Below are 15,370 nucleotides of genomic sequence, written 5' to 3'. Positions count from 1 at the left end.
AAAATCCGTATGTCTCTTCTTACTAAATCCGATATTTTTGGCGATCGCACTAATTGCCCTCAAGCCCTACTACAAAAGGCTCACCCCGGAATAGAAATCACAAACTCCGAACCCTGCCCCAAAGAAGAATTTACGAGTAACGTACCTCCATGTTTTTCCACAACAATTTGGTGTGCGATCGACAATCCTAACCCGGTTCCTTGACCCACAGGCTTGGTTGTAAATAAGTGGTTAAAGATGTTTTCCTGGACTTCCGCCGACATCCCCACTCCATTATCCTTAATCCGAATCAAAACCTGATTTTTGTCTTCGCTCAGAGCAGTTTGAACCGTGATTTTATTAGGTAGGGCTTTAATTTCACTAAAACTGCGCTCCTTATTTGACTCCTCCAAAGCGTCAATGGCATTAGCCAGCACATTCATAAATACCTGGTTTAACTGTCCGGGAAAGCATTTCACTAGGGGCAAGTTACCATACTCTCTCACCACTTCAATGGCAGGGCGCAATTCGCTGGCTTTTAAACGGTGCTTGAGAATTAGCAGAGTGCTTTCAATCCCATCGTGAATATTGAAAGAAACGGGTCGATCGCTATCTGCCCTCGAAAACGTTCTCAAACTCGTACTAATATTGCGAATGCGCTCGACTCCCTCCTTCATTGAACTAATCAATTTGGGCAAATCTTCCCGCAAATACTCCAAGTCCATATCTTCTATTTCGGCTTCAATTTCCCCTCCCGGATTGGGAAATTTTTCTTGATACAAATCAATCAAATTGAATAAATCCCCCACGTATTCTTGAGCAGGTTGCAAGTTGCCGGCGATAAAGCCTACGGGATTGTTAATTTCGTGGGCTACCCCTGCGACTAAATTTCCCAGAGCCGACATCTTTTCACCCTGCACCAATTGCAGTTGCGTCTGTTTGAGATCTTGGATAGACTGCTCCAGTTTTTGGGCATAATCCTGAGATTGTTGATAAAGCTGTTGAGATTGCTGATATAAGCGGGCGTTTTCCAGCGAGATGGCAGCTTGGGAACAGAGGATGTTGAGGAGAGCGACGCGATCGCCAGTGAATGCCCCCGTCGTCAGATTATTTTCCAAATACAGAATTGCCATCATTTTGCCTTGATGGATAATCGGAGTACATAGGATGCTCTTAGGTTGGTGCTGCTTGATATAGAGGTCAGAAGCAAATATTAATTCAGTCTTGACATCATCGAAAACTAGGATTTTCTGGGTGCGTTTGACGTAATTAATGACAGTCTGGGGAATTGATTCGCTCTCCTCGATCCCAATAGTTTCTTGCAGAATACAGCCTTGGCGATCGCTACAGTGGACGGCGATTGTCCACTTGTCCTCTTCTTTCAAAATCAATACTCCTGTTTGAGCGCCTGCATTCTGAATCGCTACTTCCATAAGGGTAGTGAGCAATTGTTCCAGCTTAATTTCGCTAGACAAAGCTTGATAAGCTTTGATAACAGTTGGTAAATCTATTACTGTGGTACTCGTACTTCCAGCAATTGTTTGGCGATGGCTAGAAATCAATGAAGTCTCATGGGAGATAGTACCTTCCTCAAACGAACGAGCTTTCTCCTGTTTGAAGATAGGAGCCAGAAGTTCGGGGTAGCGTTGTTCTAAATCGTCGATTTTTGCTTTCGCTCCCCACCGAGCATAAGCATAGTAAGCATCTATTAGATATACCTGACTAACTTTTTCTTTCCCCCATGCCAAATAAAATTTAGCAGCCAATTCATTCGCTAGAGCTTCCTCGTTGAGATAATCGTTTTCTTTAGCAAGAAAAATGGCGCGATCGTAACTCTCCATCGCCTGCACATTTTCACCCAGCACTCGGAACAGTTCGGCTTCCACTAGGTAACATTTGTGAGAGAAATTCATGGGGGCGTGATGTGCCCATTTATGAAGGGTTTCCTGGTTGCTTTTCACTTTTTGCAGATGTTCTTGTTTCTCTTCGGATGAACCCACCTCGCTACAAACTCCCAGCCGTGCTAGAGAGTCATAAAAGTAGAACATCGGCACATTGAGCATACCTGTCACAGCGTCTAAATACTGTTCGGCTTGCCGAGCATTTTCTAATGCTTGCTCGGTTTCTCCAAACAGGTAACAGACAAGCAGTTTATGGAAGTAAAAATAGTGGAGTCCGTTTCGATCGTTTGCTTGGATATGAAAGGGGAGCATTTTTTCTTCATTGTAGGCATCTCCCACAAATTGACAGGGGTTTTCCGATCGCCCCAGCAGATTTAATAAAGCCTGATGAACGATTTGAGTATAATTTAACGCTGCTTCTTGTTTAAATTGAACCAGCGCCTTGCAGTAAGTCGCTACCTCCTCTTCGAGTCCGGTAATTTCCCGACCGATTAAATATGAATATTGAGAGATTTCTTTGGCTGAATATCCTAATTCTAGCTCTCCCGTTTCCAGCCCTCTCGTGTAGCCCTCTTTTAAAAGAGGGATGGTTTCTTTAACATGATGTTTGCCATGTATGATGTGAACGCCTACTGTATAGTATACTTTAGTTTTGAGGTAATTAGCATTAAATAAATCCACAATATTTAACGCTAATTTTCCAAACTCAAACCCTGTTTCAATGTCTTGAACTACACCGCTTAATACCAATCCATACAAGCCGTAAGCAAAAGCAGATAAGGGAGCATTCCCATAACTAACCGACAAATGAACCATTTCGACAATAACCAGTGGCAGGAGAAGTGGAGCCGTGATGTAGGCTGGAGAAACTAAACCTGATAAAATTCGCAAGGCTGCTTGCTTTTGGATATTTTCCATTTCTGGCAAATCAATAAAGTCCGCAACTTTTTTGCCAGCAAAAAGTGACGCTGTTTGTTCTAGTCTCTGCTGAATATCTGCCGGAGTTGGATTTTCTGGAAAGCAGATTCCCAAGAGTTTGAGAACTGCTAACCCCATTTCAACTGCTTGTTTAGGTTTGACTTGCGCCGTACAAGCAGAAAGCTCGATTTCATAAACTTTGACCTTATCCAGCAGCGTTTTGGCATGGTGCTGGACTAAAGCTGCTAATTCCTCCATTTCCTGAAAATCATAGCTCAGGTATGCAGTTTCTGCCGCTAATACGTGCAGTTCCAGGGCTGTTTCATAGTGAGTGTGCCAGCTATCGGGAGCTAGGATTTCCCTGCCAAAACTTAAATATTTGCGTGCCGCAGCATAAGCGGTAGCAGTCTTCGCCTTACGTCCAGCAATCAAATTTAACTCAGCCAGTTGATAACGCTCTGTTGGTTCGGCAATTAAATCAACACCATAATTCAACTGGTTGACTATATTAAAAATTCTCTCTTCCCTTTCTGCTGTTGGAGTATTAATCAACAAAAGTTGACCAATATTGAGGTGAGTGGATTGTTTCTGAGATTCGGGAATTAAAACGTAAGCTGCTTGCTGTACGCGATCGTGCAGAAATTTGTAATTACAGGAGTCGGGATTCTGGAACCACGAGTCAGAAGTATTGCTTTCTTCTTCTGAATTCTGATTTGTGAATTCAAACTCCTCTGAAGTGAAAAACTTATAAACTTCAGTTAGTGGGAGAATCAACCCTGCTTGCAAAGCTGGCCACAAGGTGGCTGCCGTATCTGAAGAAGATTTTTCACACACTACCGCCAGCATTTCTATATCAAATTCGTTGCCAATGCAGGCAGCTAATTTTAAAACTTCTTGCGTCTGGATGGGCAATTTTTGCAATTGAATCGCCATGAACTCGACAACATCATCTGTCAGGGCTAAGGTTCGCACGGTCGCGATATCGCACTGCCAATACCGCTCGTCAAAGTTAAAGGTAATTAGCCCATCTTCATGCAATATTTTGAGAAATTGTGTGCTAAAAAATGGATTGCCTTGGGTTTTTTGATCGACCAGTTCTGTTAAGGGCATAGCCAACGCTCTAGAACAAACTAAAGTATCGGCAATCAAACAATTCAAATTGACGCAATCGAGCGGCGCGAGGGTGATGGTATTGAGAGTAGCTCCCGTTTGTTGAATGTCGGATAATGTCACTACTAAAGGGTGTACAGGACTGACTTCGTTATCTCGATACGCTCCAATTAAAAAGAGATACCGCCGATCGCGATCGCTCGTCAAAAGTTGAATCAACTTTAATGAGGCTGAGTCAGCCCATTGCAAGTCATCTAAGAAAATGACGAGGGGATGTTCTTTGGTTGTGAAGAGTTGAATGAAGTTCTCTAATAAGCGATTGAAGCGATTCTGGGCAGCACTGCCCGAAAGCTCTGGTGCTGGTGGTTGCTCTCCGATAATCCGTTCTAGTTCAGGAATTACCTCAACGATTACCTGAGCATTTTCGCCCAATGCTGCCAGGATTTGAGTCTTCCAATGTTCAACTTTAGCATCTGTTTCGCTCAGCAATTGCTTCATTAAATCGCGAAAAGCTTGTACAAAGGCTGAGAAGGGTTGGCTGCGTCCAAATTGGTCGAATTTGCCTTTAATGAAGTAGCCTCTAGCTGCAACAATCGGTTTGTGAACTTCGTTGACGACGGCGGTTTTGCCAATACCTGAGTAGCCAGCCACCAGCATCATTTCCGCGCTTCCTGCACTTACGCGATCGAAGGCTGCTAGTAGGGAGAATACTTCGTTCTCTCTACCATATAATTTTTCGGGAATGAGGAAGCGATCGCACAAATCTCGCTGCCCTAGTTTAAAAGATGCGATTTCTCCAGTTTGTTGCCACTGGTACAAACAAGTCTCCAAATCAAACTTGATCCCGATCGCACTTTGATACCTATCTTCAGCATTCTTCGCCATTAGTTTGCTAACAATTTCAGACAGCACCAATGGAACGCTTTTGTTAAGGTTATGGAGTGGGATAGGCTGCTTGGCAAGGTGGCAGTGTACTAACTCTATGGGATCTTCGCTTTGAAAAGGCAACTGTCTCGTCAGCAGTTCGTAGAATGTAACTCCCAGAGAGTAGAAATCCGTGCGGTAGTCAATGCCTCGGTTCATTCGCCCAGTTTGTTCGGGAGATATGTAAGGTAAAGTGCCTTCCAGGAGGTTGGGATTTTGAACTTCTTGGGTTTGGCGCGGCAACCGGGAAGCGATGCTGAAGTCAATCAGCTTAACTTGTTTGCTGACAGGGTTAATTAAAATATTGGCGGGTTTGAGGTCTTTATGGATGACGTGGTGGCGATAAAGTCCATCAAGCGAGTTGGCAATTTGAATGGCAATGGGAAGAAACTCGTTAATAGGCAACCCTTCCAGAGGTTCCTTGCTGGCGAACACTAAACTAGCGAGGTAGCTATTTAAGGAAATTCCGCCAAAGTCTTCCATCACCAGAGCATAGTGGTTATGGTAAGTCTCCAGGCTGTATGCCTTGACAGTGCCGGGGATCTCTAAGTTTTTAGTAATGACAAACTGATTGCGGAAGTGAACCAGTTCGTGGAAGCGGGGAAAGTCATTTCGCAGCAGTTTTATCACTACGGGCTGCTGATCGGAAGACCGACGGGCACGATAAACTAGAGTTCGATTGCCTGCGTATATTTGCTCGTTAATCTGATATCCTCGAAAAATATTTGTTATGCTAGCCATACCTACCTATTCCTATTGCTTCTGTCAAGCCTGAAGCTTTTTAGAGTTAATATCTACTATTTTCGCTCTATCAGCCGTACTATTCATTAATTATACTTAGTTTAATCTACTTTGTACCTCAAATTATGAAAACGCCATTTAAAAAAACAAGATTTAATATTTTAGGTAAGAGATGTTGATCAGGCAGTTAAGACTAAGGAGAAAATGAAGGAGGCTAACGCTGATTGAATGACATCAGTTCATTGAATAGGAACTTAAGAAGCTAATGAATAGGATAAAAAGCATGGTGAAAAATCTTTGCTTAGCTAAGTCAATTAACGATGGGTAGTGGTATCGACTCCTGTTTGTGGATTGAATACTTTGCAAAAGTATTTAAGAGAGGCACGGTTGCGGTTAATCCGCAATACAACCAGCCAAGAAGGCTCTAGTTGCGGAGTCGTGGTAAAGAAAATGCTATATACCAAAACCCCTATTTGCAAGTGTGGTTGTGTATTAGCTCGCTACGAAAACGCAGCTATAAACATCCTCCAGGAGAGGATGGGGTACGGTCGCGAAGACCGATACCTCTGGATTAAATCTAGGCAACGCTTGGGGAGAGATGAGATGTACTGAAGAAGATAGAAATCCTGCATCAGCAAATCGCCTCAACGAATCAAGAATCAAGCGCGTCTTTAGACCTGAGAGTGTCAAAAAAGTTTGTGGGTAAAAAAATAAAAAATAGGCTTATGGAAAACTGTCAACCTTTTTCGGCTAGGCATCTTAGCCTGGGTTCTGGACATCGCTGACAAGACTTGCGCGCAAACTCTGAGTGTAAGGGGTGAAATTTTATCAATTTTTTGATAAACTTGATGTTCGCGGCTTGAGAGTTGACTTCACAATAAGACAGGTTTCACCAGTTGTGAACCGCGCTGCTACATTGCACCTACCGACTGAGCGGGCAGGTGGCTTTTGTGTCTGCGGGCGCTGACGAAAGCAACTCAACAGCGCAGCAAGCAAAATAACGCTAAAGTTACTATCTACCTGAGTCCGCAAGGCTACCCTTCCAAACTCAGGAAAAACCCACACAAAAAACTAGAGCGCCTGCAATGTATCTAGTTGCAGGGCGGCGATTTCCCAAAGAATCACTGCTTTTTAACAGCAGGGTATTCTAGGAGACATCTCAGAGGCGATGCGAGCGAGATAATTTGAAATCTGCAAACAGGGTTTTAGTGCTAAGTACAGGCAGCATCGACGTAAATTTTTATCCAATCAGCTTCCAATGTGCTGTTTTAAAGTTTACTAGGCTCCCACCGCTCGGCAGCCTTCTCTCTCCGAGCTATAAAAACGCATCCACCACACAATCACGGAAATAACATTCAATCAACATGGGTAACACGATCGATCCAAACAGAAACAGAAACGTGCATCAGACTGAGCGAGGAACTCCCTATGCCGGCCAAAGCTGGTTAGTGGAAGAAAGAGATGCCTGCGGTGTGGGGTTTATTGCCAACCAAAGCGGCGAAGCTACGCACTCGATTATTGAGAAAGCGCTGCCAGCTTTAACTTGTCTGGAACATCGCGGCGGTTGCAGCGCCGACCAAGATTCCGGCGACGGTGCGGGTTTGATGACCGCGATTCCTTGGGAATTGCTGGATGCTTGGTTTGCCGAACAGGGAATTGTGCCTCCCGCACGGGAAAACTGCGGCGTGGGAATGCTGTTTTTGTCTCAAGATAAATTTCAAGCGACTATAGCGCGGCAGGTGGTTGAGCAGGTTCTGACCGATCGCGGGCTGAAACTTTTGGGATGGCGCAAAGTTCCCATTGTACCGTCGGTTTTGGGCGAGCAAGCGCTAGAAAATCAACCTCAAATCGAACAAGTAATTGTCAGTTCACCGCAATTAGCCGGAGACGAACTTGACAGACATCTATTTCTGGCGCGCCGCACGATCGGACACGCGCTGTCAAATCGCCCTAACTTCACCCGCGAAGACTTTTATACTTGCTCTTTCTCCTGCCGCACGATCGTCTATAAAGGCATGGTGCGATCGGCCGTACTGGCAGAATTTTACCCAGACCTGAAAAATCCCGCTTATAAAAGCTCTTTTGCCGTCTATCACCGGCGCTTCAGCACCAACACCCTGCCCCGCTGGCGCTTAGCCCAGCCGATGCGCTTGCTGGGACACAACGGGGAAATTAACACGCTGTTGGGCAATATTACCTGGATGAAGGCGCGACAAGCGAATTTAGCTCACCCGAATTGGAGTCAAGCTGATATCGACACGTTTAACCCAATTGTCAATCCTGAAAGCAGCGATTCGGCAAACTTGGACAACGTGATGGAATTGTTGGTGCACTCCGGCCGCACCCCCCTAGAATCCCTGACAATTCTGGTACCCGAAGCCTACAAAAATCAGCCGGATTTAGCTCCTTATCCAGAAATTGTCGATTTTTACGAATATTACAGCGGCATTCAAGAACCTTGGGACGGCCCCGCACTGCTGGTGTTCAGCGACGGCAAACAAGTAGGTGCTACGCTCGATCGCAACGGTTTGCGGCCGGCCCGCTACTGCATTACTAAAGACGGTTTGGTAATTGTGGCCTCCGAAGCCGGAGTTGTCGATATTCCCGAAGCAGATATTGTCGAAAAAGGCCGTTTGGGGCCAGGACAAATGATTGCAGTTGACCTGCAAACTCAAGAAATTCTCAAAAATTGGCAACTCAAACAGCGAATTGCTAAGCGCCACCCCTACGGCGAATGGCTGAAACAAAACCGCGAAACCTTGGAACCGCAGCCTTTTGCCGAAACCCCAACCCTCGACTCGCAAACGCTGTTAGCAACCCAAACTGCTTTCGGCTACACAGCAGAAGATTTGGACATGGTGATCGTCGAGATGGCGAGTTCTGGGAAAGAACCGACTTTCTGCATGGGCGACGACGTTCCCTTGGCTGTGTTGTCAGAAAAGCCTCAGTTGCTGTACAACTATTTCAAACAGCGGTTCGCTCAAGTGACAAATCCGCCGATCGACCCCCTGCGCGAGGGGATGGTGATGTCGCTGACGATGAATGTGGGCCTGCGGGGCAATTTACTGCAAGCAATACCAGAAAATGCCAAGCGGCTAAAAATTGATTCCCCCGTACTCAACGACGCTGAACTGTGTTTCTTGAAAGAGCAAAAGTCTTTCCTAGCTACGGAATTGTCAACGCTTTACAAAATTTCTGCCGGGCCTGGAGGTTTGAAAACCGCAGTCGAGCAACTTTGTCAAAAGGCGGCGATAGCGGTGCGCGAGGGTTCGAGGATTCTGATTTTGACCGATCGAGTCTCGAAGGCCGAAGGCGAATCTTCTGTTGGATTGAGTGCAGAATGCACTTATATTCCGCCTTTCCTGGCAGTTGGCGCGGTTCACCACCACTTAATTAGCGTCGGCCTGCGGATGCAAACTTCGCTGGTTGTGGATACAGCCCAATGTTGGAGCACTCACCACTTCGCTTGTTTGCTCGGTTACGGTGCGGTGGCTGTTTGCCCTTACTTGGCATTGGAAAGCGTGCGCGCCTGGTGGTCTGACCCCAAGACTCAAAATTTGATGCAGCACGGCAAAGTTCCCAATATTACCGTGACACAGGCTCAAGCTAGATACCGCACAGCGGTGGAAAACGGCTTGCTGAAGATTATGTCGAAAATGGGGATTTCGCTATTGTCTAGCTATCAAGGGGCGCAAATCTTTGAGGCGATCGGCATTGGCGGCGATTTGCTCGATTTGGGTTTCAAAGGCACGGTTTCTCGGATCGGCGGTTTGAGTGTGGCGGAACTGGCTAACGAGGTAATGTCTTTCCACACTCAGGCTTTCCCAGAATTGCACCTCAAAAAGCTGGAAAATTACGGCTTTGTGCAGTACCGGCGGGGTGGTGAATATCACATGAACAGCCCGGAAATGGCCAAGGCTTTGCACAAGGCTGTAACTACTTTTAAGGCTCAGACTAACAGTAACGGCAATGGCGCCGAACCAAAAATGACACCATTTGGTGACAAAAATGGTGAAAGTGCCTACGACCATTACGAGGTTTACAAGAAACAGCTCGAAAATCGCCCGGTAACGGCTTTGCGGGATTTACTGGATTTCCAGAGCGATCGTCCTCCCATTGCCATCGAAGAAGTAGAACCTGTAGCAGATATTGTCAAGCGGTTTGCCACTGGCGGAATGTCTCTCGGCGCTTTGTCCCCAGAAGCCCACGAAACGCTAGCCATCGCCATGAACCGCATCGGCGGCAAATCCAACTCCGGCGAAGGTGGCGAAGACCCGGTGCGCTACAAAGTGCTAAACGATGTGAGCGCGGCTGGTTTCTCACAAACGCTACCTCACTTGAAAGGTTTGCAAAACGGCGATACAGCTTCTTCATCCATCAAACAGGTAGCTTCGGGACGCTTCGGGGTGACTCCTGAGTACCTGATGAACGCCGAACAAATCGAAATTAAGATCGCACAAGGTGCGAAACCGGGTGAAGGTGGTCAATTGCCGGGGCCGAAAGTGAGCGAGTACATTGCTTATTTGCGCCGATCGAAACCGGGTGTCACCCTGATTTCGCCTCCTCCTCACCACGACATTTATTCGATCGAGGATTTGGCGCAGTTGATTTTTGACTTGCACCAAATCAATCCAAAAGCAGGAGTTTCGGTGAAGTTGGTGTCGGAAGTCGGCATCGGGACTGTAGCCGCTGGTGTCGCTAAGGCAAATGCTGATGTGATTCAAATTTCCGGCCACGATGGCGGCACCGGTGCTTCGCCACTGAGTTCGATTAAGCACGCAGGTTCTCCGTGGGAACTCGGTTTGACAGAAGTTCACCGGGTGTTGATGGAGAATAAATTGCGCGATCGAGTTTTGCTGCGCGTTGACGGTGGCTTTAAAAGCGGCTGGGACGTGATTGTAGGCGCTTTGATGGGCGGCGAAGAGTACGGTTTTGGGACGGTGGCAATGATTGCAGAAGGCTGCATTATGGCTCGCGTTTGCCACATGAATAGTTGTCCCGTGGGCGTAACAACTCAACAAGAACACTTGCGGAAACGGTTCCCCGGAACGCCGGAACACGTTGTTAATTTCTTCTATTTCGTAGCACAAGAAGTGCGGAGTTTGCTGGCGAAATTGGGTTATAAGTCGATCGCAGATATCATCGGCCGCGCGGATTTGCTGAAAATGCGCGATGGGGTTCAACTAACTAAAACCCAAGCGATTAATTTGGATTGTTTGACCAAGTTACCGGATACTAAGAGCGATCGATCTTTCTTGATCCACGGCGACGTACACACCAACGGGCCTGTGTTAGACGACGATTTGCTCGCGGATGCTGAGATTCAAAGTGCGATCGCCAATCACGGCACTGTTAGCAAGAATGTAAAATTGGTGAATACCGATCGCACTGTGGGTGCACGTTTGGCAGGTGCGATCGCACAGCAACACGGTAACACCGGCTTTAGCGGTCAAATCACCCTCAACTTTACTGGTAGCGCAGGCCAAAGCTTCGGCGCGTTCAATTTGCCGGGAATGACGCTGGTACTGTCAGGCCAAGCCAACGACTACGTGGGTAAAGGAATGCACGGCGGCGAAATCGCGATCGCACCGCCGGCTGGTGCAACTTATGATGCTTCCGAAAATGCGATCGTCGGGAACACTTGTTTGTACGGTGCGACGGGCGGAACTCTGTTGGCTGCGGGTAAAGCTGGCGAACGGTTTGCGGTGCGTAACTCGATGGCGAAAGCAGTCATTGAAGGTGCAGGCGATCACTGCTGCGAGTACATGACTGGTGGCGCGATCGTCGTGTTAGGAAAAGTCGGCCGCAACGTCGGCGCTGGAATGACTGGCGGCTTGGCTTATTTCCTCGATGAAGATGGGACTTTCCCGGCTCACGTAAACGGGGAGATTGTGAAGATACAGCGGGTTTGTACGGCGGCTGGGGAGGCGCAATTGAAGGAGTTAATCGAGGCTCAGCGCGATCGAACCGGCAGCAAGAAAGCTGAGAAGATTTTAGCAAATTGGTCGGAATATTTGCCTAAGTTCTGGCAAGTTGTGCCGCCGAGTGAAGCTAATTCCCCGGAGGCTTCGGAACAAAAGATTGCTGTGGAAGTGTAATTTTGCAGTTGGTTAAATAGATGAGGGGCGACGCGAGTTGCCTCTTTTTTAATCTACTTAGGGCTTGCGGAATAATCGATCGCTTTCTCAAGAGCAAGAGCGCTCTATTGAAGCTGTTGTGCCTTTAAATAGGGTATAATTAAAATTTAGTTTAGTCAATCAATACAAAAATGTTAGCCAAAAACTATCTCAATCCCAAACAAATAGAGAAACTACAAAAAGCCTGAAAAGAGCAAGAAAAGGCAAATTTTAGATAAAGAATTATGATTTTAGTATTGCTCACTGACGGCCAAAAACAATTTAAAAACGCTGAGTTTTGGGGTTGCTTAGTCAACAAAATTTTTAAAAAAGTGTCTGAAGGTAAACCCGGAAAATTTAGAAATTATAAGAGATGAGACACTGAAGGAAAATCACAAAAAAGCCCGAGATAAATCTCTAGAGATATTATTAAAAATAATAGATAAAGACCCTCAACAATTAGGATATATTTTTGTCAGAGGGACAGCGCAGAAATTAGCAACATACTTAGACTTAGCCACAAAAATAAAATTAAGTGGAGGACAAGTTAGGAGGATATTAAAGCAAAAAAAGTATGTTTACCTCGCTAACTATAGCCGATAATTCAAGAAAAATCCCAACAAAACAACAGCGTTGAAAATAAGAATAGGTGAGATTTCAAATTAGAATAATAAACCCACGAACTATTACAGGTAAGGTTTTGAGACGACATTGGATTCACTTTAAGAGTCACTATAAGAAATAACGGGTGTAAAAAGGGCAGCGGAAGAAAGGTCAGAAGAGGCAGAAAAAAGCAGAGTTGATGTAAGGGAAGGAGTGAGAAATTCAGATAAACAAAAGTCGGCAAACTCCCTCAACCAAGGCAATTTATATAATTTTTATCCCGAAGTAAAACTTTATAAATAGCTAATTAATAAATGGGTATCAGCAGAAAATCAAGGCTCCAAATTTGCTGATAAAGGAGCAAAAATAGTGATATTTTTGGATAAGGCTAGTTTTCCTAATAAAGAAGATTAAGTCAAACAAATTGAAACACAAATGCCTAATCTCCATTGAGAATTCCTCGCCGAATACAGCCCCTACTATAACTGAATTGAATTAGTAGGGTATTGGACAAAAAAACATATAGCTAATCCACTTTTTACATCAATTGAATAGCTAGAGTATTTATTGCATGGCATCTTAAATGAAGGGCCATTAATAATTAAATTGGGTCGTCGCAAAATCAAAAACAAGGGTAATGCTTGTATCACCGTTTAAATGTGCAACAGCTTATCATTAAAACCTACTATGCAGCTTTGATTCAAGCGCGATACTATTTACGGCATAGCGAAGGACTTTCTATTCCCAAGACAGGAGAAGTTCAGAGATATGTTCAGCAACAATTCGCTGTCAGTCCCGATCGCACTCGCCGGAAAATAGCAGAAAATTTGAGGTATTTGCGAAGCTATCGCCGAAAAGTAGATTATGATGATGCAGTACCAGGATTATCCGGTATTGAATTAATAGCTATAGGAATTGCCGCAAAAGTAAGATATAATTTGAGTAGTTTGTAACCATAGGTTGGAGGGTTAAAATCTATGATTATAGATCCTAACAATGTGCCGCAGATTACGGCTTCCAAGTACCCTCGGCAATTCCAATCGGCAGTTTTGGGGAGAGCTAAAAAACGCTTGGGCGATGCTGCCGGATTGCAGAATTTTGGGGTGAATTTGGTGAGACTTTGGCCGGGAAGTTATTCTGCTCTCAGGCATAGGCACAGCCGGCAAGATGAGTTAATCTATGTTCGGGAAGGGGAAGTTACTCTGATTACAAGTTCGGGAGAGCAAAGGGTGAAACGGGGTATGGTGGCGGGTTTTCCGGGGGGTGATGCAGATGGGCATCATTTAGTCAACCGCTCGAATGTAGATGTGTTGCTCTCGAAATTGGCGATCGCACTGATGGTGATTCAGCCAATTATCCCGATGATGATTTAATTGCCAAAGCTAGCGATAATGGTTGGATTTTCACTCGCCAAAAGGGCGAGGTTTATGAGAGTTAAAAATTTATGAGTCAAGTCAATCTTTGGAGTTCGGCGGAACACGCTTTATGGTATCTGGCTAAGGCTGATGGTATTCCTCACCGCACTGAAGGTGAAGCGGTTTTGTTGGAGGAAGTGCCGAAAAATGTTAAACGAATTCTGGATGTGGGCACGGGAGACGGGCGGTTGCTAGATCTGCTTAAGTGCGATCGACCAAATGTTGAATGTGTGGCGATCGACTTTTCGCCAACAATGCTGGAAAAAGCCAGAATTCGCTTTGCTGATGACCCGAATGTCACGGTAATCGAACACAATTTTGATGAACCGCTACCGGATTTGGGCAAATTTGATGCGGTTGTTTCTAGTTTTGCGATTCATCACGTAGCAGACGATCGCAAACGTTCGCTTTACACTGAAATTTTCGAGCTTTTGGAACCGGGAGGCATTTTTGGCAATTTGGAGCACGTAGCGTCCGCAACTCCGGCTTTACACGAGAAATTTCGAGAAGCGCTGGGTATTAGCGATTCGCCAGACGATCCGTCTAATAAATTGCTTGATGTCGAAACGCAATTGCGCTGGTTTAGAGAAATTGGTTTTACCGATGCAGACTGTTATTGGAAGTGGCGCGAACTCGCTTTATTAGTTGGGGTCAAACCTTTTTAGCTGCGGGTAAGGACTGCATTCTCGTGTCCTTTTAAAATTGGAAATATTCACAATTAGTAAGGTGCGTCAGATTTTTAAACCCTCAATAATCGTTCTATAAATTCACCTGACGCACCCTACAACTTGATTTTAGTATGCCAGTTGCCCAAGTCCTGAATATAAAAGGTTGCTATCGTAGTAGAAGTTGAACGCCAACAGTTCTGGTTATTTGACAATAACCAACAAAGTATTGAGGAGAGAACAGGCAAACTCTTAACCCAAACGATACAGAAAGCAACCGTTTTTTCAGTAGCAAGCAAATTGAACCTCCAATTTACACTTTTAGTTAGTTGGGATGGAAGATATTGTCCGGTCGCTCGCACATTGGGATCTTAGCCCGTTATAGGGCTGTTTTAAGAGTTATTAACCAAACGATCGAATTAACAACAAACAAAAAGGTATAAAAAATATAGATTGATGGAGCGCAGATAGCTCTCCATAAAGAAGGCCTTTTAATTGTTTTTAATGAGCCGAGCGGGTGAACAAGACCTTCCGGAATTGAGCGAGTATTAAAACTTTCATCTAAGGCGCTTTCATTATTCAAGAATTGGGTAATTGCATTGCCTCTTTGTATGTAATAAAATTGCACCTTCCAGTAGGTAGCTTCTAAAAACCAGAAACCAAAAATTATAACGTATCCTAGAGGAACCAACGCATCTATTTTGCTTGTAAAAACCCAACCAATCAACGCTACCCAAATGGTAATTGCCACAGTTTTTAATTGCATCAGAATCGTTGTGAAGTTAGCTATTTTTTTTTCTAGTTCCTCTGCTCCTTTTTGCAGCATGGCTAGCTGAAACTCAAATCTATCCATGTTTGATTGAGCGAACGTTTATATGAGAGTTATCCAAAAAATTATAATCTTCTTTTGTTTCGGTGTCGTTAGAGAACTTCGCCTGACGCACCCTACAAGTCAATTTTAGATTATATAGTAAGGTGCGTCAGCTCCCGAAATTCGC

The 15,370-nt window shown here is 45.1% G+C and carries 6 protein-coding genes; 4 read left to right on the top strand and 2 right to left on the bottom strand.

The window, feature by feature from the left end; all coding sequences use genetic code 11:
* Nucleotides 1-80: 80 nt before the first annotated feature.
* On the bottom strand, nucleotides 81-5,573 hold the full coding sequence (locus QUB25_RS14985) for an AAA family ATPase (protein WP_333183930.1): 5,493 nt from the start codon (nucleotides 5,571-5,573) through the stop codon (nucleotides 81-83).
* 1,364 nt (nucleotides 5,574-6,937) lie between these two features.
* Here QUB25_RS14985 and QUB25_RS14975 point away from each other — a divergent pair.
* The 4 genes from QUB25_RS14975 to QUB25_RS14960 all read left to right on the top strand — a co-directional run bounded on the left by QUB25_RS14975 (nucleotide 6,938) and on the right by QUB25_RS14960 (nucleotide 14,372).
* Nucleotides 6,938-11,671, top strand: coding sequence for a glutamate synthase-related protein (locus QUB25_RS14975; protein ID WP_333183929.1), 4,734 nt, complete (start codon nucleotides 6,938-6,940; stop codon nucleotides 11,669-11,671).
* Nucleotides 11,672-12,951: 1,280 nt separating this feature from the next.
* On the top strand, nucleotides 12,952-13,245 hold the full coding sequence (locus QUB25_RS14970) for a hypothetical protein (protein WP_333183928.1): 294 nt from the start codon (nucleotides 12,952-12,954) through the stop codon (nucleotides 13,243-13,245).
* A gap of 24 nt (nucleotides 13,246-13,269) precedes the next feature.
* Nucleotides 13,270-13,665 (top strand): cupin domain-containing protein, encoded by a 396-nt coding sequence (locus QUB25_RS14965; RefSeq protein WP_333183927.1) that lies wholly within the window; start codon nucleotides 13,270-13,272, stop codon nucleotides 13,663-13,665.
* A gap of 71 nt (nucleotides 13,666-13,736) precedes the next feature.
* Nucleotides 13,737-14,372 carry a class I SAM-dependent methyltransferase gene (locus QUB25_RS14960; RefSeq protein ID WP_333183926.1) on the top strand — a complete coding sequence of 212 codons (636 nt, stop codon included), beginning with the start codon at nucleotides 13,737-13,739 and terminating at the stop codon, nucleotides 14,370-14,372.
* A gap of 379 nt (nucleotides 14,373-14,751) precedes the next feature.
* Here QUB25_RS14960 and QUB25_RS14955 read toward each other — a convergent pair whose 3' ends face one another.
* Nucleotides 14,752-15,225, bottom strand: a complete 474-nt coding sequence (locus QUB25_RS14955; protein WP_333183925.1) for a hypothetical protein — start codon at nucleotides 15,223-15,225, stop codon at nucleotides 14,752-14,754.
* Nucleotides 15,226-15,370: the final 145 nt, after the last annotated feature.

The organism is Microcoleus sp. B3-D7 (assembly GCF_036705305.1).
Lineage (GTDB): Bacteria > Cyanobacteriota > Cyanobacteriia > Cyanobacteriales > Microcoleaceae > Microcoleus.
Note: the sequence above shows the minus strand (reverse complement) of the source record. Positions and strands in the feature narration are given on the sequence as shown.